This window comes from Desulfovibrio inopinatus DSM 10711 (assembly GCF_000429305.1).
In the GTDB taxonomy this organism is placed as follows: Bacteria; Desulfobacterota; Desulfovibrionia; order Desulfovibrionales; family Desulfovibrionaceae; genus Alteridesulfovibrio; species Alteridesulfovibrio inopinatus.
Genome location: NZ_AUBP01000001.1, coordinates 334,161 through 355,687, shown reverse-complemented (window position 1 = coordinate 355,687; position 21,527 = coordinate 334,161). Strand labels below are relative to the sequence as shown.

Genomic DNA, 21,527 nt, shown 5'->3' with positions numbered 1-21,527 from the left:
TATTATGAAATACCCATCTCTTTGTCGGTGCGTTATTCTGCCCGTCCTCATGCTTGGAATTGTCTTGGTTTCTCCGGCTCATGCCCATAAGGTGCGTGTCTTTGCCTATATGGAGGGAAACGATGTCATTGCAGAAACAGCGTTTTCCGGAGGCTCCCCCGCCAAAGGCGCGCACATTATTGCCTTTGATGCCGCGACAGATGCTGAACTTGCAGCAGGGGAAACCAATAGTGATGGCATATGGCGCTTTCCCCTCCCAGAGTCCGCACAAAATGCAACCAAAGGTATCCGTATTGTTTTGAATGTAGGTGAAGGACACCGGGGAGAATGGCTGCTTGAGCCCAGCGAATACCTTACAACATCTGTGTCGCCTTCCGATACGGCGGTTCCAGTTCCCCAGACGACGGCAACACCATCCACGCCTGCTCCTGCAGCCTCTATTGCCTCAAACGGCACAACATTGGATGAAGCCGAGTTGACGCGTGTTTTGGGTTCTCTTCTTGATCAGAAGCTCTCACCCATCAAACGCCAGCTTCTGCAACTTGAAGATCCCGGCCCAAGCTTCAAAGACATCGTAGGCGGCATTGGATTCTTGGTCGGTATTGCCGGCATTGTTGCATATTTGCGGAGCCGGAAGAAATAAAGAACGAGCATCGCAACCGATACACTCTTTTCGTCCGTTATTCATACAGAACGACGCGGCACGGCAATATTGGCTGTTTGCCATGCCGCACACGAAACTTTCGGGGTATCCTCGTTTTTTTTATGGCATTTCAGTGTTACGATTTTCTATTTTTTAATCAAAAAGGAGAAATCAAATGAAAAAACTTGGCATGGCGTGTGTAATGATTCTTTTCGCAGCAACCTCGGCTTTTGCCCATTTTGGTATGCTCATCCCGAACAAGGATGTTGTGGAACCCGCCGACAAAAGCGTCTCGTTGACGTTGTCGTTCTCGCATCCGTTTGAGGGCGTCGGCATGGATCTGGTCAAACCCAAAGTTTTCTCTGTCTTTTATAATGGCAAACAAACCGATCTTCTCGATACACTGAGCGAAGCAACGGTTATGAATCATAAGGCTTGGAAATCGACCTATACGGTAAAACGTCCTGGCGTGTACCGCTTTTTCATGGAGCCGACACCGTATTGGGAACCGGCAGAAGATGTCTCTATCATTCATTATACACAAACGATTGTATCGGCTTTCGGCGATGAAGAAGGATGGAGCGAACCACTTGGTGTCAAAACAGAAATTGTCCCGCTGACGCGCCCCTTTGCGTCTCGGACGGGATTTGTTTTTACGGGCCGTGTGCTGCTCAATGGCAAACCGGTGCCCAATGCCGAAGTCGAAGTGGAATATTATAATGCGAAGAACACAATAACAGCCCCTAATGATCATCACGTCACCTATGTGGTTCATGCCGATGACAGCGGCGTATTCACCTTTGCCTGTCCCCAACCGGGTTGGTGGGGCTTTGCCGCACTCAATGAAGGCGATTTCACCATCAAAGATCCTGAAGGAAAGGATAAGCCTGTCGAACTCGGGGCAGTACTCTGGGTGCAAATGACTCCATGGAATACGAAATAGCTTTTTGACACATTTACGGGTAGGACAAACGCCGGGCCAAAGCCCGGCGTTTCTTTTCAGGACTTCTCATTATGCATGATGAACCATTCGCCCATGGCGACAGTCTTTTTCATTCAATGGACCCGCGGTGCAAGCTTGTTGCCGCATTGGTCTTTGCCGTCACGGTTGCGTTGCTCCGAACCCCCTTTGCGGCCGAAGTAGGCTTTGCTGTTGGCCTCTGCCTGTTGATTTCGGCAAGACTTCCGCTGAAACCCGTTGCCATACGGCTCATTACCGTCAGTGGATTCATTGCTTTTTTGTGGGTGGTCGTTCCATTTACCGCATCAGGAACGCCAATCTGGTCGTGGGGCCCACTTGCCGTGACCGATAACGGCCTCCAATTGGCCAGTCTCGTCACACTCAAATCATACGCTATCATCATGGGCTTTATCGCCCTCGTCGCCACGAGTCCCGTTCCTGACCTCGGAAAAGCCATGATAAGCCTTCACGTACCGGCGAAACTCTGTGCGTTACTTCTTTTTACCTATAGATATGTATTCCTTATCAGCGAAGAATATCAACGACTTCATACAGCCGCCCGCTTGCGTGGGTTCACCCCAAAGACCAATCGCCACACGTACACAACGTATGCCAATATGTTGGCCATGACTCTGGTACGAAGTTACAATCGCTCACATCGCATTCACCAAGCCATGATGCTCCGTGGCTTTGATGGGGTTTTTCGCAGTTTGCGCTCTTTTCAGCTCCGTCCTGCCGATATCCTCCTCTTACTCATCGTGACTATTGCATCGGTGGTTATTGTTCTCGTCGAAACCGGGTTCCAAGGAAATTTTCTATGACCGCTCTGCTTGGCTTACGGCACATCAGCTACACATATCCGGGACGAAACCACATCGTTCTGGATAACATCGACGTCGAACTTTCCGAAACGGAGAGAGTGGGACTTATCGGCTCAAATGGATCGGGAAAAACAACGTTGCTTCATATCATGATGGGGCTCATTGCGCCTGATGGTGGAGACGTTCTTTTCAAACAGCAGCCATGCCGAACTGAAGCCGATTTTTCTCGCCTTCGCCGTGAAGTTGGCTTTGTGTTCCAACATGCCGATGACCAACTGTTCTCTCCCACAGTTCTAGACGATGTCGCATTCGGTCCACTCAACCAGGGACTTTCTCCCGAACAGGCACGAGAGAAGGCCTCGGAAACACTTGCTCAGTTAGGACTCACTGGCTTTGAAGACAAAATAACCCATCGCCTCTCAGGAGGAGAAAAACGGCTTGTTGCGCTTGCCACGATCCTCTCCATGGACCCGGCCGTTCTCATCCTCGATGAACCCACCAACGACCTCGACCCTGACACGCGTGATCGGCTTATCAATATTTTGAGAAACCTCCCGCAGGCACTCTTGATTGTCTCCCACGACTGGGACTTTCTTCATCAAACCGTTGAGACTTTAATGAACCTGGACCAGGGCCATCTCCACATTCTCGACAAATCCACTCTGCACACCCATCGCCATACGCATGTCGGCGGCTCCGTCGAACATCATCACGCCTAAGAGCCAATGAAGATATCAGGAGCCAGGTGAATTCCATCCTCTTCTACCGCTTTGATTTAAAATTCTGTATATGATTCCATCACGGCACTATCGAGCATCAAGCCTTATACCAAACAGGCGTAATGAAATGATACGAATACATATCTTTGGTGCATCAGGCTCCGGAACTACAACTCTGGGAAAAGCTCTTGCCGACGTCATGCGATGTCCGCATTATGATACTGACGAGTATTTCTGGATGCCGACGGATCCACCGTTTCAAACCGTACGAGAACGTACAGAAAGGAAAAAGTTATTGCGGCGCGATCTTGAGCAGTCTCGCGCATGGATTCTTTCTGGTTCATTATGCGGTTGGGGGGATTTCGCGATACCGATGTTTGACCTTGTTGTATTCCTCTGGTTGCCGCCTGCTCTACGAATGAAAAGGCTTATGGAGCGAGAGGTGGAACGCTATGGACCGAACATTGAAAGCTCTGATGACCCAAGGTACGAACAACATAAGAAGTTTCTCCAATGGGCAGCAAGCTATGATACTGGTGGAATCAATATGCGGAGCAAAGAAAGGCATGAAGAGTGGATAAGAAGCTTGCCATGTACGATAATCAAAATTGAACGGGAACAATCGGTTGCCGAGCATCTCGAGACAATCTTTCAATCAAAATCATTCCCGAATACATTGAACGCTCAGGCAACCCAATAGCCCCAAAAACCAAACTTCTCACCAGCTGAAAAACGAAAATCAGAATACAGAATTTCCCTGTCCCTATTTTTTACAAACAAGTCCTGTTTAAGCAGTGGCTTGTTTGTGACGCAGTTCACGCAGCCAAGAACGCCAGAGAAAGAGTATGGGCAACAGTGCAGAGGCTTCGGTCAATTCACGTATCTGCAAGGGTTGCGTCGCGGCATAGAGTCCGGCACCAACGAGGCAGGCCAAAAAGATCGGCCACAGTTCCTTCCATTTGAAAAATCCCATGGTAAAGTGACAATAGCTCGTTGTCACGATACAGACGAGGGCTTTCGTCAGAACTATGGCGAGACACGCCCCCAACAAAGGATAGTCGGGAATAACAACGGCACAGAAGACAAGATTAAAAATCAATCCACCGATGTAGATAAACAGCAACAAGCGCTCTTTGCGTTGGCTCATCATAATATATGCGGCAAGATTATGCAGAAACGCAACGGCAACACTGAAAACCAACACTTTTTGCATCCAGATGGATTGAACATAATTGGAACCGTAGATCAAAGGAATGAGACGGTCAGACTCAACATAGAGAAGAAACATTACAGGTATCGCCGCTCCGAGAAGCCAGCGAACCGAACTTGTCGCCAGGCGGGCAAATTCGGCCTTGTCTCGTTTCCACAACTGAACAAACAGCGGGTACAGCACGCTTCGTAGAAGCAGATTCGATACCATAATCGATATACCGTCTACCAATTCCCACGTAACGCCATACTGGGCCACAGGATACGGTCCGCCCGATTGTTGCAGAAAGAAGATATTGGCTTTGTTGTACATAATGGCAGCCAAGGCCATGAGGACAAACACAAGTCCGCCCTTAGCCGTATGCCATGTCCGCGCCAATGATTTTTTCTTGAGTGTCAGTTGTGTCAGGTCCGCCTTGCGCAACGCCATATACATTCCGCCAGCCAGGTTGCACCCATTTTCGATAACTTTGAATAATGCAACCCAGTGCGGCATGACGCCAAGCAAAAGCATCGTCAAGCCATATCCATAACCGATCAGAGATGAACCCGCTCGGATACGGCTCTCCAAATCCTGCCGCCCGCGTACGCGGCAAGCGACAAAAAACGAGCTCGCTAGCGCCTCCATCCCCACACCGACCGTGATGACAAGTACAAGGTTCTTCAATCCCGGTGTGTAATTCTGCCAATAAACAAAAATGAGTACGCCAATCCAACCAACAAGAAGGAGTGCGCTTTTAATAAGGCTATACTGGGCGAGAATGTCGCCTTTATGACTGAATTTTTTACTTAATGCAGAGACAAGAGGCTGATTCAGACCAAACTCAGCCAAAAACAACACGATGGAAGCCGTTGAAAAGGCAAGCATAAACTCGCCGTAATCGCTGGTACTCGTCCGGGCCAGATAGATGAGGAAGGCTGTATGCAACGCATCGCGAATCCACTGCGCCCCAAGCAGGTGCGCAAACTTCCGAACGATACGGTAGGACGACGGGTCCGTTGGAGACACAGTGGTTTTCACTTTGCTCAAAGAACTTCCTTTATACCGAAGTCAGGACGCGACGAACGCAGACACCCCGCCAACTTCGAACTCAATTGTAGCGGCACATTTCGGGCAATAGTGGCCCCAGACAAACAATACACGCCGAATGGACTTATTTACACCCCTGACGCGGAGCGCAGGAAAGAAAACCACCGAACTTTTCCAGTTCGTCAACACGACAACTCCACACCATCTTCCCTTTATGAAAAATGGCGTCTGGACAGCCATCGCACATATTTTGCCGGCCATCATCAAAAATATCACACGGTTGAATGACCATTATGGATTGAATATCCACGGATTGGGTCCACCGCTTAGGAGAAAACAACCAACGCAGGAAAATTTTGCGCATTCCCTTGTTAAAAATCGCCAAGGGAAACAGTACTTGGACGTGCTTCATAAGCCATGGCCGTGTATACGCAAGATAGGTCCCAAAAAACAAGTGGTGGATCACCTGCATCATTTCGGCAAACTTCGAATCCATATATCCAAGAAGTTCGTCTTTATTCCCCACCCGAAGCGTCAAAAGCCATTTCATGGACAGCGGGTCTTCGGTTCCGTTAAGATAGGCGCAGGGTTCGTGCTCTGGATAGACGGAGCGAATTTCATCAGCGACTTCTTGCGATACGATATCGAGATGTCCTTCCTGATGATCAAGCTGGTAGACGAGTTGTCCCACGTCAACCTTATTCCCATGAACAAATGTATCGAATTGCCCCTGGCGTCTCGCTGAACGGAACAAAATGTAGACCATTGTATGGACTATATCCATGTTGGCATGAGCCCATTTGGTCAGCATGGGAATATCTTTGAGTGTATCGCGATAAATCGTTGCATTGAAAGCACATGCGATTTTCCCCTTGCCTTCTTCAAATATCATCTGCGCAAGCTTTTCACGCAGTTCATTCAGCTCTTCTTCGGTCTTGTCCTGCCAACCAGGGCGCTTCTGATGTGAATCGACATGCATCGTAAATCCGGTCAAACCAGCATCACGCAGATCACGCACGAGTTCCGGGGTCAACGCTTGACCATTCGAATTGATAATTGCCTTCCACCCCTGCTTGACCACATAACGCACAAGCTCAACAATATCCGGATAGATCAGCGGCTCACCACCAGCAATGGAAATACCATCTGTCCGACGAAGACGCTTCACTTCTTCCAGCTCACGAATAACATCGTCCAAGGAGCGGTGACCACCCGGATCATTCTCCCTGTAACAGCCTTCACAATACAAATTGCACTTTGTCGTGGGCTCAAGCCACGTGATGGCATTGTCGGCCAAATTCCATGGGAGACGATAGTACTTCTCTGGGGTCAAAGGGCGAGTCTTCATTGGAGAGCCTCCTGTCAAGCACAATCCGGACGGATAAAACATGGAATTACCGTCCCTAATCGGTAGTCATTTACTCGAATAAACAACGGAATGCCGAATATCGGGCCGCTTTCACTCTTATAGAGAATACAGATGCAAGCCATTACCGGAATTAGGCTGACGACGCAATATCCATGCGCCCAGTGCGCACGAATCCTTCAACAGTTCCAAAGACTTCGGTATTGCCGCAAAACGTCTGACTCGCCACAGACTCCACATACGAATCGAGCTTTGACTCAAACGTTGCAATAAGCGCGGGGGAAAGGTCAGCCATGGTCCGATTCATACCATACCCAAGATGTTCAATGTAAATAGCATTGAGCTGTTGCTCAAACGCACCGGCGACAGGCAACGACAGAATTGGCTTCCCGTAATACAAGGATTCGGATATCAAGCTGTGCCCTCCTCCACAAATCACATAGGCCGCACTGGCCAGATCTTCCAAAAGTTGTGTCTCCGAATACGGCCTGAATGTAATATTCCCATCATTACCGCTCCGGTTGTATCCATAGACAAGACATGGTCGCTGAAGCCTTTTCAGGAAAGGCACAAGATCATCACAAATGGAACAACTCTGATAGACGAGAATATGATCACCTTGGCTCGCTTCGACTTTGCCGACACTTTCGCGGAGGATCGGTGGGGCGATTCGGCCGGGAAGCCCGGGTTTGACTGGAGGTCGATAAAAGGAAATGGCAAGGTACTGGTCACAATGGCTGAACAAAAATCGAATTGAAGTTGAAATGCCGGCATAATCAATCCAAAGTTTGGGCGGCACAGGATGACTGCACAAACTAATGACATGCTGGTGGTCCACACTCAGACATGGAATTCCCATCTTTTTCGACACCAAGGGAACAAAGTATTCGTAATCAGACAAGCAGACATCCGGCTTGAACGCTTCGGCAATCTTCACGAGACGATGAACCTCGCGGCCGCGTTGCCGCAATACATTTGCAGCCAGTTTCAGCGTAGCTGGCGTGTCGATCTGATAATTTTTATATCGAGTCCCAGGGTTGAGAGCGGTCTCAACGCGATACTCCCGTGCGAGGAGTTCAGCTCCTTCCTCGCTGGAAACAAAAAGAATTTCGTGTTCCCCCAAATGGCGGGCAATGGTCAATGCCCGTATAGCGTGACCATGTTGGGTGCCATGCACCCCGTAAAGAATGCGAGCCATGCAGCATATTCTCCGATTCTGGAAGATGTAGAGACGAACAAGACAGGCTTCGTCCCATTGCGAGACCACCTTGTCAAGCAGGAAGCATCGCGGTGAGCACGCTCCCTTCTCATCTGTTCAGGCATACATCGATCTGGTCATTCCTTTATTTTTTCTGTAATATTGAGCGTAAATTCTGTATTGAGTGTATGCTCCCCTGCGAAGATATACTCCGGACAACAGCATGGGTGCTTTGAATCCATCTTTTCGCGGGCAGATTGGGACGAAAAGATGGTATCGTTCCATATAATAAACCATTACGTCTCAATCTTGCGAATTATCGAATGAGCTGGGTGAAAATACGATGTTTATCCTGACTTCAATTTGAAAAGACGAAATATGTTCGGACAACGGAGACGTATTTCTCAGAAATAAGACATGGATCTATTCTCCTGTATGGAGAATAGAAGAGCCTTTTCAACAACCATTATTCCAAGGCGGAACAGAACGCATGCCCCTGCTCAAACGCCTGAAGAAAAATCTCCTTGTAAGGCTCATTGTTCCGCTTCTTCTGCTCTGGACATTGTCTGGAATACTCTTTTTTTCCTTAATTGATAACTCCATCGTCAACTTTCTTGATACAACCATCGAAAACAATTTGCATTGGCTGTCTCGTGACGTATTATTCATTTGTACAAAGCATCTTGATCAGCTCACTCATGCTCAAACGAAGCACACCCCTGAACAGCTCCAGCTCAACCAGGCGCAAGCTCTTGAAGAATTGGCAGTATATTTCCGAGAACACAACATAAAGGGAATCATCGCACAACACATGGCAGAAGGATATGAACCACTTCATGCAACCAATCATCCTCACCCCAATTTCAGCATCCCAGACTCCGCATATAAGACAAAAAATCTCTATAATTTCTCTCTCAATAACACGAAATACTATACGCTGACCTTTCTTTTTTCCCCATGGAAATGGAGAATCACCCTCATAAATGACAGTACACAATTTACCACACTCAATATACGCGTGCATCGTATTGCAATCGCGGCATCAGTCATTCTGTGTCTCACCGCTCTTCTTATGATTCTTTTAGCCGAACGCTTTATTCGGCATCCAATCCAAAATGTTATTGCCAGCATTCGCAAGGGGGAAAAGCCCCACTACACAGGTGTTGAAGAAATTGAATACTTGAGTACAGCCATTTGCGAGATGATGTCGACGTTGGAAGACCAAGGAAGAACACTTGAAGCAAAAGTTGCCGACCGCACACGTGATCTTGCCGCCAAGGCAGAAGAACTCGAGCGAGCAAATAGCCGGTTAACGGAACTCGACACTATGAAGTCAGTTTTTCTGTCTTCTGTTTCCCATGAATTGCGCACGCCTCTGACGTCCATTCTTGGATTTGCCAAAATAAGTGATAAAACGTTCAATAAACATTTCGGTCCACTCTATAAACATGATCCGGAACTGGCCAAGCGTGCCCGTGTCATTACCGACAACCTCGCTATCATTCATCAGGAAGGAGAACGACTTCGACGACTTATCAATGACGTGCTTGATCTTAACCGCATAGAGTCAGGACGACTGATTTGGAAGCCAAGTCTCTTTTCCGTTCGTGATGCCATTCTTGAGTCCGTTGAGGTCGCGCAGAATATTTTCACAGACAAACCAGTAGAACTCAAATATACAGTTGCAGACAGACTTCCTTATCTTTATGTGGACCGTGACAGATTCATGCAAGTCATGCACAATCTCATCGAAAATGCCGCGAAATTCACTCCCCAGGGTGAAGTTGAAGTCATCGCGCATGAATCAGCTCCCGGTGTTGTTCGTGTCCAGGTCAAAGACACCGGAACAGGCATTGCCCCAGAAGAATTATCCAGAGTATTCAATCTATTCCATCAATCGTTATATGGCGGAGACATCACTGCGGGAAAACCCACAGGGTCGGGACTAGGGTTGAGTATCTGTAAACAAATCATTGAACACTATGGGGGCGTCATCTGGGCGGAGTCGACTGTCGGAAACGGTTCGATTTTCACCTTTGAGCTACAGACCGCAGGACGCTCCCAGGATGTCCTCAACAAAACCTGAGTGGTACGCAATTCGCTGTATTGGCTGTCTCTGCAACCTGAATCATCCTTGCGTTGTACAGATCAAAGCCATTTATGAAGCACATGATAAATCATAAGCGCGACTTGGCATCTAAAACGCCGTTGCAATAAAATAAAGGACGGTTCCCGAGGAGCCGTCAGGAAATCTTTCTGAACACAAGGAAACGAAAGAAACGATTATGGCAGGCCTTTCTCAATATACACTCACCTGGGTGACGAACCAACTGGCTATCGGAGCTGCTCCCATGAGCTACGATGACCTGGATGCGCTCAAACGTGAAGGCATCGATGCTATATTGAATTTGTGTTCGGAATTCTGTGATCTTCACTGGCTTGAAGCCGATCAGGGATTTGAAGTCTACTACCTTCCCATCGAAGACGAATCTGCACCGGATATGGAAGCCCTTGAGCGTGGTCTGGATTGGTTGGATGAAGTCATTTATTTGGGAAAGAATGTTCTCATTCACTGTAGACACGGATTGGGCCGAACAGGCACCGTGCTCAACTCGTATCTCCTGCGCAAAGGACTTGGTCACAAACTGGCAGACAAGCGCCTCAAAAAGCTCAAAGCCAAACCGCAAAATTTCAGCCAATGGAGGTTCATTCGAAAATACGGCAAGCGAAGCGGACGGCTCCATTTGCGGGAACCCAGCCTGGAAATGAAAAACCAAGTCAATCTCTATCCTTTTTTTACCGATGTCGAGCGCGCGGCTGAAACTATTGACGCTTTCGCTCTCAAATATAATGTGCAGCATCATTGTGGAAAAGATCACGATGACTGTTGCCGCATACCATTCTCCGTGGGATTGGCCGAAGCTGTATACATCAAACACATGGTCAATCTGACGCTGGGCCGAACAGAACGACAATCCATTGTCGCCGCTGCGGTGCAATCCGCTGCAGCATTACGTCGTGCTCGACGAAACCACGTGCAAAGTATTCCTAACATGGAACGTCCCATTGACGAACCTCTTCTATGTCCACTCAACGAGTACGGTGAATGCCTCATATTTGAACATCGCCCACTGCGCTGTCGATTAAGCGACATTCCTGATACAGACTCGAAGAAAAGCCTGGAACAACGCCTTCAAGAAAGTATGGTGCAGACGTCAGATGCACTCTTTTTTGCTTTTGTCTCATCATTTCCTGGTGAGACAGAAAAAATGTATTTTTTCCCTGATGTTATATCCGGACGATTTGTTCAGATATTTTTCCATGATCTCCTTGAATCAGAAAAAACTGCAAAAAAAGCATCAACATCTCATACGCGAGAGAAGTAAAACAAAATACACATAGCTATCGGATCGAAAAACCACCATGTGCTATTTTTATGACAGTAGAAAAACATGAAATTCATACAATCGATTCGAGAATCAATCAATTTCTACATAAAACACCACCAGATAGACTTGATGTAAAAAAAAATCTCTGCAAAAGTAGCATGAACAATAAAAAGCTACAACATCACTACATTCATTTTTCTGCAGAACACGCTCCCCTCACCACCGTACAAAATCCATCCCCATGCTGTAATAGTCGCATATCTTCTTGACCTGACATACTAAGTCCTTTATAAAATCAAATCGACAGGAGTTTGGATCCCTCCCCACAACGCGACAACGGGGGTTCGTCGCGTTGTACCCCTCTATTCCGTACCCTGTCATATCGTTTGAGTCACTGGCTTTCGTGCCGCCCTTCTTACTCCGACAAGAGGTGCCTATGCTTGACACACTGGTCTTTTGCCTGGTTGTCCTTCCCTTCCTCGTCGGTCTCCTTCATGCGTTCGTGAAAAGTCACCAAGTGCGCACTACAATTGTCCTGGTCACATCGGTGATCATGGCATTGAGTTCGCTTGCACTGTTGGCAATGGGAACGTTTGAAGCGTATGACATCTCGACGTTTATAGGAATTGACGCCAATGGTCTGGTCGCTTTATGCGACTTTGTTCTGTTGTTTGTTATTTTGTATTTCGGTTTTAAACGAAAAAACAACCTTATCATGGGATTTGCCGGTTTTCAGATTCTTGCTCTGGCATATCTCGAATTCTTCCTCATGGACCACACAACCCATGTTCCGGCTATTTTTGCTGACAGCCTGAGCTTGGTCATGGTTCTCATCATTTCCATCGTCGGTCCGCTCATCTGGATCTACGCATTGGGATACATGAAACACCATGAGGAACATCTGAAACTGGCCAAAACCAAACAGCCCCTCTTCTTCGCCTTCCTCACCTTACTTCTCGGGGCTATGAATGGTCTTGTTTTGGCCAACAATCTGAACTGGATGTACTTTTTCTTTGAAGTGACAGGCTTCTGTTCTTTCATCCTCATCAGCCATGACAAGACGGAAATCGCCATTCGCAACGGCGAACGAGCCTTGTGGATGAACCTCCTTGCCGGTGCATCCCTGTTAATGGGCGTCATATTGGTCCAGCGCGTCATGGGAACTGTCTCGCTGGTAGAAGTGCTGAGCGAATCGACGACCCTCGGCGCTGTCATGCTCCTGCCGTTGTTCTTCATGGCCTTCGCAGGATGCGGTAAAGCCGCCCAGGTCCCCATGCAAAGCTGGCTGCTTGGCGCTATGGTCGCACCGACTCCGGTTTCGGCTTTGCTGCACTCGTCCACCATGGTTAAAGCCGGCGTGTACATTGTCCTGCGCTTGGCCCCGGCCTATGTGGGGACGCCGCTGTCCAGCTTTATTGCCTTGTTCGGCGCGTTCACGTTCCTTGTGACATCGGCCATGGCTATTAGCCAAACCAACGGCAAAAAGATCCTGGCGTACTCCACGATCGCCAACCTCGGGCTCATCATCACCTGCGCAGGCATTAATACCCCTGCCGCCTTTACAGCCGCGATGATGCTCATCATCTTCCATGCCGTTTCCAAAGGTCTGCTCTTCCTGTGCGTTGGCGCAGTACAGCAGAATATTGACAGCCTCAACATCGAAGATATGCGTGGCCTTTATAAACGTATGCCCCGTACGGCAACGATTATGATCATCGGCATCATGTCCATGCTTTTACCCCCCTTCGGTGTACTTATCTCTAAATGGATGGCCATTGAATCCGCTTCGGTTATGGGCGGGGGAATGCTCCTTGTCGTTACGATGCTGGCTTTGGGAAGCGCTTTGACGGTTGTTTACTGGGCACGATGGGCCGGTATCCTTATGAGCACACCGTTTACCGAACGCGCTCCCGCACCGGAACAACAACCGTTCACCCTGCGCATGCCTTTGCAGGTTCTCATCGTTATGGCGATTGTCTTGAGCATCTTTGCTCCCTTCATCTACACGGGGCTGGTTGAGCCCGTCGTTGCGCTGTATTACGCAACGCCCGCGTTTGCCGTCAGCTATGGGACGTTTGCCAGCAAAACGGGGATATTTGTGACCTACCCTGTTTTCCTGCTTCTCGGCCTCGGTCTGTTTTACGCCATGCGCGCCGCGAAGCGGATGAGCAAAAAATCTGCGAGCGAACCGTATCTGTGTGGAGTCCAAGCTACCGAAAATGGTGTTGCCGGCTTCCGCGGTCCTTTGCGCCAGATTGTCGCCCCTGAAGCCTCGAACTTCTACTTGGCCCAATACTTCGGTGAAAATGTCCTGACCAAATGGGTCAACGTTATCGCCCTGGTCCTTCTCGCGGCTACTCTGGGAGGATTGCTCTAATGGCTGATATCATCATCGCCCTGATTGCGGTCATCTTGGCCCCCATCGTCGGTGGACTCATCTCCGGGGTTGATAGGAAAATTACGGCTCGACTTCAGTCGCGCTTTGGTCCTCCTATTCTCCAGCCGTTTTACGACGTGTTTAAATTGCTGGGAAAGACCCCCATGGTCATCAACTCGTGGCAGGTTTTGTGCGCCTATGTTTACTTGGCCGCCTCCATGCTGTGTGTGTTTCTTTTCTTCATGCAGTCCGACCTGCTGCTTATCTTCTTCGTCTTAACTATTGGTGCAGTCTTCCTCGTCATGGGCGCGCTCTCCACGCCGAACTCGCCGTATAGCCAGATCGGTGCGCAGCGCGAACTCATGCAGATGCTCACCTATGAACCGCTGCTCATCCTTGTGTTTGTGGCTATTGCTATGGTGACAGGGAGCTTCAAAGTTTCGGATGCCCTGGCGTATCCCAAGCCGCTGCTGACGCAGTTGCCGTTGATCTTTATTGTGCTGGGTTATGCGCTGACCATCAAACTGCGTAAATCGCCCTTTGATATCTCCGCCAGCCACCACGCCCACCAGGAAATCGTCCGCGGTGTTTTGACCGAGTATTCGGGACCGTTCTTGGCGCTGATTGAAATCGCCCACTGGTACGAAGTCATCTTCGTTCTGGCCTTGTGCGGTCTCTTCTGGGCCACGAACCTGTTCGGTATGCTGGTGTTGCTTGTCATCACCTATTTCCTGGAAATCATTGTGGACAACGTCTCCGCTCGTATGACGTGGCGGTGGATGCTCAAGGGTGCTTTGAGCGTCGGCCTTGTCCTGTCTTTTATCAACATCGTATGGGTCTACACCGCCGGCTAAATTTAGCTCGGTTTGGAGATACACATGAGCATATTGAACAATTGGATCAACAAGGGACGTCTGAAATCCCCCTGGGTTGTCCACTTCGACTGCGGCTCCTGCAATGGGTGCGATATCGAAGTCTTGGCCTGCCTGACTCCCATGTATGATATTGAACGCTTCGGCATCATTAACGTGGGGAACCCCAAACATGCCGACGTGCTTCTCGTCACGGGAACCGTCAACCACAGAAACAAACACGTTCTCAAAAATATCTACGACCAGATGCCCGACCCCAAAGCGGTCATCGCCATCGGTGCCTGTGGGTTATCCGGTGGTGTGTTCCGTGATGCGTACAATGTCGTCGGCGGAGTGGACAAAGTCATTCCGGTCACGGCGTACGTCCCCGGATGCCCGCCCAAGCCTGAAGCTATTATCGACGGCGTTGTCACGGCTCTGGAAGAAGTCAAAAAGGTGCTCGGTCTGACGGCGTAATACGCCACGCACCATAGCAACCCCGTTGCATCGAAAGTATTCTCAGCAACGGGAAAGGGAGACACCCGTGGAAGCAATTACCGACATCGCACTCGATGCCCTTCACAACGAAGTGCAAACGATGTGGGACAACAAATATCGACTTGTCACCATGACAAGTGTCGATCTGAAGGACGAAGATAAATTCGATGTCCTTTACCACTTCGATAAAGATCTCAGTTTAAAGACCTTTCGGGTCACCGTCCCGAAAGATACGGCAATCCCGAGCATTTCGGGCATCTACTTCGCCGCGTTTCTCGTAGAAAACGAAATCAAGGACCAGTTCGGTGTGAACTTCACCGATATCGCACTTGACTTCGGCTGCAATCTCTACCTGGAAGACGAAGTCATGACCTCGCCGTTTTGCAAATACTCTATCACCAAAAAAGACAAGAAGGGGTAGTCGGCATGGCACGCACCATTTTGCCCTTTGGGCCGCAACACCCGGTCTTACCTGAACCAATCCATCTCAAGCTCGTTGTGGAAGACGAAATCGTCACCGAAGCCTTGCCCCAGCTTGGCTACGTCCACCGCGGCCTTGAAAAATTGGCCGATATCCGCGACTTCAACCAGATGATCCAGATTGTCGAACGTGTCTGTGGCATCTGCTCGAAAATTCACGCCATGTGTTATGTCGAAGCCATCGAACAAATGGCCGACATCCAGGTTCCCCAGCGCGCCAAGTTCCTGCGCGTCATCTGGTCTGAGCTGCACCGTATCCATAGCCACCTGCTCTGGCTCGGCCTTTACGCCGACGCCTTCGGCTTTGAAAGCCTGTTCATGCAGTGCTGGAAAATCCGCGAACGTGTCATGGACATCAACGAAGCCACAGCTGGCAACCGCGTTGTTGTTTCGGTCAACGTGGTCGGCGGTGTGCGATACGACATTAGCGTTGAGCACCAGAAGTGGATTCGTGAGCAGCTTGATCTCATTCACAAAGAAGTGAAGCAGATCGAAAAAACCATGCTCGAGGACTACACCGTTCAAAAACGGACTCGTGACATCGGTGTTCTGACCAAAGATCAGGCTCACGAACTCGGCGCTGCCGGCCCCACGCTGCGTGCTTCGGGCTGGGCTCAGGACTGCCGTCAGCTCGGCTACGAAGCCTTCCCATTCCTCGACTATGAACCCATCGTGGAAATGGATGGCGACTGTTACGCACGCGGTAAGGTTCGCTTCCGTGAAACGCTTCAGTCGGTCGATCTCGTCCGCCAGGCTCTTGACCGATTGCCGGATACGGAAATTAACGTCCCCTACAAGGGCAAGCCGGAAGGCGAAGCCATCAATCGAGTGGAACAGCCTCGTGGTGAAGTCCTGTACTACCTCAAAGGAAATGGCACCAAATACCTGTCGCGCGTGCGCATCCGCACTCCGACATTTGCCAATATTCCGCCGCTTCTGGCTATGTTGCCCGGCATCGAACTGGCCGACGTCCCTGTGGTCGTCCTCTCCATCGACCCGTGCATCAGCTGCACAGAACGCTAAGAAGGAGCCGAGCCATGTTCATGACCAAAAACATTCTGCGCAACATCTCCAAGAAAAGCGCTACTCGGTTGTATCCGTTCGAAGTTCGCGAGCCCTTCGAGAATTACCGCGGAGAACTTATCAATGATATTGATAGCTGCATCTTCTGCGGCATGTGCTCGCGCGTTTGCCCGTCGCAGTGCATCACCGTCGACAGAAAAACCGGAGAGTGGACCTGTGATCCATTTGCCTGTGTCTACTGCGGCATTTGTGTCGATGCTTGCCCGCCGAAATGCCTGTCACAAAAAAGCGTCCATCGCACCTCCAGCCCGGTTCGCCTTATGATGGAGATGCAAGGCACACCGCCGAAACCCAAAAAGAAGAAAGCCGCCGAATAACGTTTTGACGGCACAAAAGACTCACACAAAGAGGCCGTCCGCAAATGCGGGCGGCCTCTTCTCTTTTAGAGCGTTTTTTAGTGAAACGGAAGAATGCCTCCGGCGGATTAAGAAACTTTAAATGGTTACAGTACGACTTGAAATGAACGGTATATCTGTAGGAATTTCAAGTTGTTCAACATAAACGATAAACGCTCTAATTGCTCACAAGATGAGGTAGATTCTATTCTCTCAAAAAGCTAAAGCGCCTTCTCCAATTCTTTCAGCCATTCTCGCCACGTTGCACCTGGATCAGATTGACATTCCCTCGAATGAAACAGCATGCAGAAATGTTCTCCAGCGAGCCAAAATGAAGATGCACATACGACGCCAGCACATTGCCCTGTACATATCCTTCATGCGGCAATGAGCTTCCATGGCGGTCTGCACAATTGTAGGCACGGGAGATTTTCATTGGATTAACAAGGCGTGAATAGTGAAATTCATGCCCCCGAACACACGTCCCGGGAGGACCAAGCAAAGTCTGTTGCGTTGTTGTCACCTGGCGATAGCCTAATGCAGCGAAACGCTTTTGCATAACAGCTTCACCCGGCAGGATACCGACCATAGGGTGCTGGATACCATCCGTGTCTGTCAGATGTTCAAGCAGATAGAGCATGCCGCCGCATTCGGCATAGACTGGCGCTCCGGTTCGACAAAATGCAGCAATGGATTGACGCATTTGCTCATTGGACGCCAATGCGGCAGCATGAACTTCCGGGTATCCGCCTCCGAGGTAAAGCCCCCGCACAGACGCAGGAAGTGCGGAATCGGTGAGAGGAGAAAAGAAGACAAGTTCAAATCCGGCATTTTCAAGAAATCGCAAATTTTCGTGATAGTAAAAACAAAAAGCCTGATCACGTGCGACCGCCAAGCGTCCACGTTGAGGATGATGGGATGGAGACGTCGGCGTTGGTGGTACATCAACACAAATCTGCGGTAACGCGTCTATAAGGCCGTCAATATCGACGTATTCTTCCAGACAATCGGCCAAATCGTGAGCCAGTTTCCCGACGTGTTCACTTTCTTCTGCCGTCACCAAACCAAGATGACGCGACGGCATAGTCAAGCCGGCCTGCCGCGGCAAGCCACCAAACATCCGTACGCCCGGCAAGGCGCGAACCGCCCCTTCCGCCATGTTTCGATGAGCCTCTCCACCAATTTGATTGAGGATCACCCCAACGATATTCAATGCGGGGTCAAACCCTGTATAGCCGGCAACAACCGCAGCGACCGAGCGTCCCATGGATGCCGCACTGACGGTAAGCAGAACTGGTATGCCAAGCATCTTGGCAAGCGAGGCAGTCGAACCCGTTTCATCGGTCCCCGATATCCCGTCGTACAATCCCATGACACCTTCGACCACGGCGATATCACACTCAGCTGTATAGCGAGAAAAGATGGAGCGGTTGGTTTCGCGGGACAACATCCAGGTATCAAGATTATGGCTCGGTCGACCTGTAATGCGTTCGTGATGCCCGGGATCAATGAAATCAGGACCAACTTTAAATGGGGCTACACGCAAGCCGCGTCGGCGCAAAGCAGCCATGAGTCCCATACTGACCGTCGTTTTGCCGCAGCCGCTCCCCGTTCCAGCAACGACAACGGCTTTTATCACGCGGCTCTTCATGGCGAACCCGACAAAAATTCGACAATTGCCGGCCAATACCCGGCATGATCAATGACATCATTGTGCCCGGCATGTTCCAACACAACCAGTGAAGACGGAGCTGACCAGACAGCTTGCAGAGCGTACGCACGTGGGAGTGGTGTTATTGTATCGTCCCCTGCTAACAGAAAGAGTGTTGAAGCATGTACATTCCGCGCATCGGGAAGAACATCGAAACCGTGCCGTAGAAGAAACCGGACGGGAAGCCAGGGATACTGGCTTTGTCCAACCGCAGTAATACTATCAAAAGGTGTCAGCATGATGATTTGATGAACCGGACGCCTGGCTGCAACATGTGCAGCTATTGCCGTTCCGAGGCTGCGGCCGAAGACGATGACCGGTCGATTCCCCACAGCCTTGATAAGTGCATCGAATACAGCAAGCGCATCCTGCTTAAGAGCATCCTGTGTCGGCTCTCCCTGACTCTCTCCAAAACCGCGATAATTCAACGAAGCAAGAGATATCTCCGGTATATGACGGGCCGCCTCGGGAAAAAACGACAGCGCATCTTCGGCATTTCCACTCCAATACAACAGCACAGGCGAATTGTTCCCACGATCGAGCAATGCCCCTTCAAGAACAACACCGTCGTGCATTGTTACCGTCCATGTTCTGGCCTCAGGAGTCCGTGTAATCCAAGAGCGTGCGACAACGTCCACGTCGGCACCGGGAAAAACCATAGACCGCTGACAAACGTACATGTATCCCATGATACCGAGATACACGAGAAAAGCAGTGCCACCTGCTACGCTGAGAATCGAACCGATGTACATTATATTTTGAAACTCTCCGGATTGTGTCGACGAGGGGCAGGCCGAAAAACTTACGTTTCCACGGGCAAACAAAAGGTAAAAACACTGCCCAACCCAGGCATGCTTGTTACATCAAGTGCCCCTCCATGATGCTCAACGATTGCACGGCACAACGCCAAACCAAGCCCGGTTCCACGGGGTTTGTCCGTCAAGGTATCACCGAGCTGTTTAAACGCATCAAAAATATCTTCTCTCGACCCGCTCTCTATCCCAATTCCGCTGTCGGCGACACTGACAAGCATCTTGCTCCCAAGAACACTTGCCGTCACGCTCACACTGCCCTTGTCCGTAAATTTGAGTGCATTGGAAAGGAGGTTCGATACAACCTGCTCAAGACGTTTGGCATCACCGTTCACCTTCGGCAAGGAAGATGGCATGATGAGATTCAGCGCAATACTCTTCTTTTCAAAATCATGCTTATGCGTATTAACACTGTGTTGCAAAACGCTTTGCATATCGATCTGTTCCATATCCCATACGATACTCCCGGCTTCAAGCTGAGCTAAATCCATGACATCATTAATTAAGCCTGTCAGACGATGGGCTTCTGACTGGATAATGAAAAGCCCTTTCGCACTTGAGGCCAACAGGTCTTTGTAGGGAGGGGGAGCAGATGATATCGTATAAGCAGGGTGTTCAAGTTTTCTTGATAAAACTTTGGTAAAGCCAAGGATGGATGTAAGCGGCGTACGCAATTCATGGGAAACGAGACTCAAAAAATCGGATTTAAGACGACTTGCCTCTTCCGCATTGTCACGAGCCTTGCGCAAGGCATCTTCAGTTTGTTTGCGTGCACTAATGTCTTCCACCATGCCATCCATACTAACAATATCACCGTTTTCATTCACATTGGCCGTCACACTCCGCGCTGTCCAAAAGATTTCCCCATTCTTCTTGCGCATTCGCATTTCATTATGGCGTACGCTCCCACAACGATGAAGCTGGTCAAGGAAATCAAGCCGATCCGCTTCTGCAACATACAAGGATGTCGGCGAGACCGCTGCTAATTCTTCCGCCGACCCGTAGCCAAAAAGATGAGCCATAGCCGGGTTCACGGTCAAAAAACGCCCCGGCATATCTGCCGTGGCGCTATAGACACCTACACGCAGATTCTCCACAAGCTCTCGATACTTGAGCTCCGTTCGACGCAACGCATTTTCCGTTTTACGTCGCTCGGTCAGATCCTCGATCGTTCCTTCGACCAAATACGGGGGCCCCATGGGGGTCGGTACTGTTCGGATACGCAAAGAACCGAGAAACGTCGAACCATCTTTCCGTTTATATTCTACTTCGCGGACAATCACTTTTCCCGGCGCGCGGAGGGAACACTCAATAATCGTATTGCGTAATGAAACATCACAATACGTATCAGAACCGACATCAATCACGGACGTCACAAAATCATCGACCGAATCATATCCAAACATCGCGGCCAAGGCCGGATTGGCTTGCTCAAAGCCGCCCAGTATATACGCACGAAAAATTCCTATCGGAGCATTCTCGAAGATTGCTCGATATCTTTCCTCAGTCTTACGTAATGCCGATTCGACAGCTTGTCGTTGGTAAATTTCCCGGCGTAGCTTGCGATTATTCACCAAGAGCCGCTTGGCTTGTTGCTCGGTTTGCGCATCAAGACCAAAAAATCGGCCCAAAACCGCCGGATCGAGTCGATCCATGTTGAAAATGGCAATTGCACCAGCTTGCAAGGCGCGGCGTGGACTGTCCTTGTCATCTTCACTGGAAAGCACAAGCAGCGGTGTTCCCTGCCCATGTTCGACGACACTCCGAAAAGGATCTTCGCATTTGGCAAGCACCTGAGCGTGCGGATCAATCATAATAGCATCAAAATGCTGTTCATCAAGGAGGGTCATCGCTTGAGTAAATGACGCAGCACAGACGACTTCCACCCCGAAGTGGTGAAATCGCTTGGCGACATCATTATCAGCGAAAAGGAGAATGCGTCTTCGAGCAATGTGTTCCATAGCGTAGCCAACCGCGTCGGATATGCTCCTCGTTCTCAGGATTCATATCCATTTTGGTACAATCTTCGCCCTGTGGCAAGAAA

19 protein-coding genes are annotated in these 21,527 nt (G+C 49.6%); 13 read left to right on the top strand and 6 right to left on the bottom strand.

The genetic code is table 11. From position 1 onward, the window contains the following. Positions 1–4: 4 nt before the first annotated feature. The 5 genes from G451_RS0101570 to G451_RS26905 all read left to right on the top strand — a co-directional run bounded on the left by G451_RS0101570 (position 5) and on the right by G451_RS26905 (position 3,844). A complete protein-coding gene (locus G451_RS0101570; RefSeq protein WP_156921469.1) occupies positions 5–643 on the top strand; it encodes a hypothetical protein in 639 nt (212 codons plus the stop codon). Between the two features lie 175 nt (positions 644–818). Beyond that, on the top strand, positions 819–1,586 hold the full coding sequence (locus tag G451_RS0101565; RefSeq protein WP_027182892.1) for a DUF4198 domain-containing protein: 768 nt from the start codon (positions 819–821) through the stop codon (positions 1,584–1,586). A gap of 71 nt (positions 1,587–1,657) precedes the next feature. After that, positions 1,658–2,425: a cobalt ECF transporter T component CbiQ gene (cbiQ, locus tag G451_RS0101560; RefSeq protein ID WP_027182891.1), complete on the top strand. Its 768-nt coding sequence runs from the start codon at positions 1,658–1,660 to the stop codon at positions 2,423–2,425. Next, positions 2,422–3,144, top strand: coding sequence for an energy-coupling factor ABC transporter ATP-binding protein (locus G451_RS0101555; RefSeq protein WP_027182890.1), 723 nt, complete (start codon positions 2,422–2,424; stop codon positions 3,142–3,144). Before cbiQ ends, G451_RS0101555 begins: the two co-directional genes overlap by 4 nt. 127 nt (positions 3,145–3,271) lie before the next feature. After that, positions 3,272–3,844, top strand: a complete 573-nt coding sequence (locus tag G451_RS26905; protein WP_051261008.1) for an AAA family ATPase — start codon at positions 3,272–3,274, stop codon at positions 3,842–3,844. Positions 3,845–3,931: 87 nt separating this feature from the next. Here G451_RS26905 and G451_RS0101545 read toward each other — a convergent pair whose 3' ends face one another. The 3 genes from G451_RS0101545 to G451_RS0101535 all read right to left on the bottom strand — a co-directional run bounded on the left by G451_RS0101545 (position 3,932) and on the right by G451_RS0101535 (position 7,947). After that, positions 3,932–5,374 carry an oligosaccharide flippase family protein gene (locus G451_RS0101545; protein WP_245587755.1) on the bottom strand — a complete coding sequence of 481 codons (1,443 nt, stop codon included), beginning with the start codon at positions 5,372–5,374 and terminating at the stop codon, positions 3,932–3,934. Between the two features lie 133 nt (positions 5,375–5,507). Further along, positions 5,508–6,731, bottom strand: coding sequence for a radical SAM protein (locus G451_RS0101540; RefSeq protein ID WP_027182888.1), 1,224 nt, complete (start codon positions 6,729–6,731; stop codon positions 5,508–5,510). Positions 6,732–6,882: 151 nt separating this feature from the next. Next, on the bottom strand, positions 6,883–7,947 hold the full coding sequence (locus G451_RS0101535) for a glycosyltransferase family protein (RefSeq protein ID WP_027182887.1): 1,065 nt from the start codon (positions 7,945–7,947) through the stop codon (positions 6,883–6,885). A gap of 490 nt (positions 7,948–8,437) precedes the next feature. Here G451_RS0101535 and G451_RS32105 point away from each other — a divergent pair, with 490 nt between their 5' ends. From G451_RS32105 to G451_RS0101495, 8 genes are all read left to right on the top strand, one after another. Continuing rightward, entirely contained in the window at positions 8,438–10,033 is a 1,596-nt protein-coding gene (locus tag G451_RS32105) for a sensor histidine kinase (protein WP_051261006.1), read from the top strand. A gap of 199 nt (positions 10,034–10,232) precedes the next feature. Next, positions 10,233–11,333 (top strand): protein-tyrosine phosphatase family protein, encoded by a 1,101-nt coding sequence (locus tag G451_RS0101525; RefSeq protein ID WP_027182886.1) that lies wholly within the window; start codon positions 10,233–10,235, stop codon positions 11,331–11,333. A 439-nt stretch (positions 11,334–11,772) separates the two neighbouring features. Further along, a complete protein-coding gene (locus G451_RS0101520) occupies positions 11,773–13,713 on the top strand; it encodes an NADH-quinone oxidoreductase subunit 5 family protein (protein ID WP_027182885.1) in 1,941 nt (646 codons plus the stop codon). Beyond that, positions 13,713–14,567 carry a respiratory chain complex I subunit 1 family protein gene (locus G451_RS0101515; RefSeq protein ID WP_027182884.1) on the top strand — a complete coding sequence of 285 codons (855 nt, stop codon included), beginning with the start codon at positions 13,713–13,715 and terminating at the stop codon, positions 14,565–14,567. Before G451_RS0101520 ends, G451_RS0101515 begins: the two co-directional genes overlap by 1 nt. 24 nt (positions 14,568–14,591) lie before the next feature. Next, positions 14,592–15,041, top strand: coding sequence for an NADH-quinone oxidoreductase subunit B family protein (locus G451_RS0101510; RefSeq protein WP_027182883.1), 450 nt, complete (start codon positions 14,592–14,594; stop codon positions 15,039–15,041). 67 nt (positions 15,042–15,108) lie between these two features. Beyond that, positions 15,109–15,483 (top strand): NADH-quinone oxidoreductase subunit C, encoded by a 375-nt coding sequence (locus G451_RS0101505; RefSeq protein ID WP_027182882.1) that lies wholly within the window; start codon positions 15,109–15,111, stop codon positions 15,481–15,483. A 5-nt stretch (positions 15,484–15,488) separates the two neighbouring features. Continuing rightward, entirely contained in the window at positions 15,489–16,565 is a 1,077-nt protein-coding gene (locus G451_RS0101500) for a hydrogenase large subunit (protein WP_027182881.1), read from the top strand. 20 nt (positions 16,566–16,585) lie between these two features. Further along, a complete protein-coding gene (locus tag G451_RS0101495) occupies positions 16,586–16,942 on the top strand; it encodes a 4Fe-4S binding protein (protein ID WP_342663741.1) in 357 nt (118 codons plus the stop codon). Positions 16,943–17,204: 262 nt separating this feature from the next. Here G451_RS0101495 and G451_RS26895 read toward each other — a convergent pair whose 3' ends face one another. From G451_RS26895 to G451_RS0101480, 3 genes are read right to left on the bottom strand one after another with little or no spacing between them, the layout of a single operon-like run. After that, complete coding sequence (locus G451_RS26895; protein WP_084448305.1) at positions 17,205–18,611, bottom strand: cobyrinic acid a,c-diamide synthase CobB; 1,407 nt, start codon at positions 18,609–18,611, stop codon at positions 17,205–17,207. Beyond that, a complete protein-coding gene (locus tag G451_RS0101485) occupies positions 18,608–19,423 on the bottom strand; it encodes an alpha/beta hydrolase (protein ID WP_027182879.1) in 816 nt (271 codons plus the stop codon). Before G451_RS0101485 ends, G451_RS26895 begins: the two co-directional genes overlap by 4 nt. Before the next feature lie 50 nt (positions 19,424–19,473). After that, the gene (locus G451_RS0101480; protein ID WP_027182878.1) at positions 19,474–21,444 is read right to left on the bottom strand and encodes a hybrid sensor histidine kinase/response regulator; all 1,971 of its coding nucleotides are present in this window, start codon (positions 21,442–21,444) and stop codon (positions 19,474–19,476) included. Positions 21,445–21,527 lie beyond the last annotated feature (83 nt).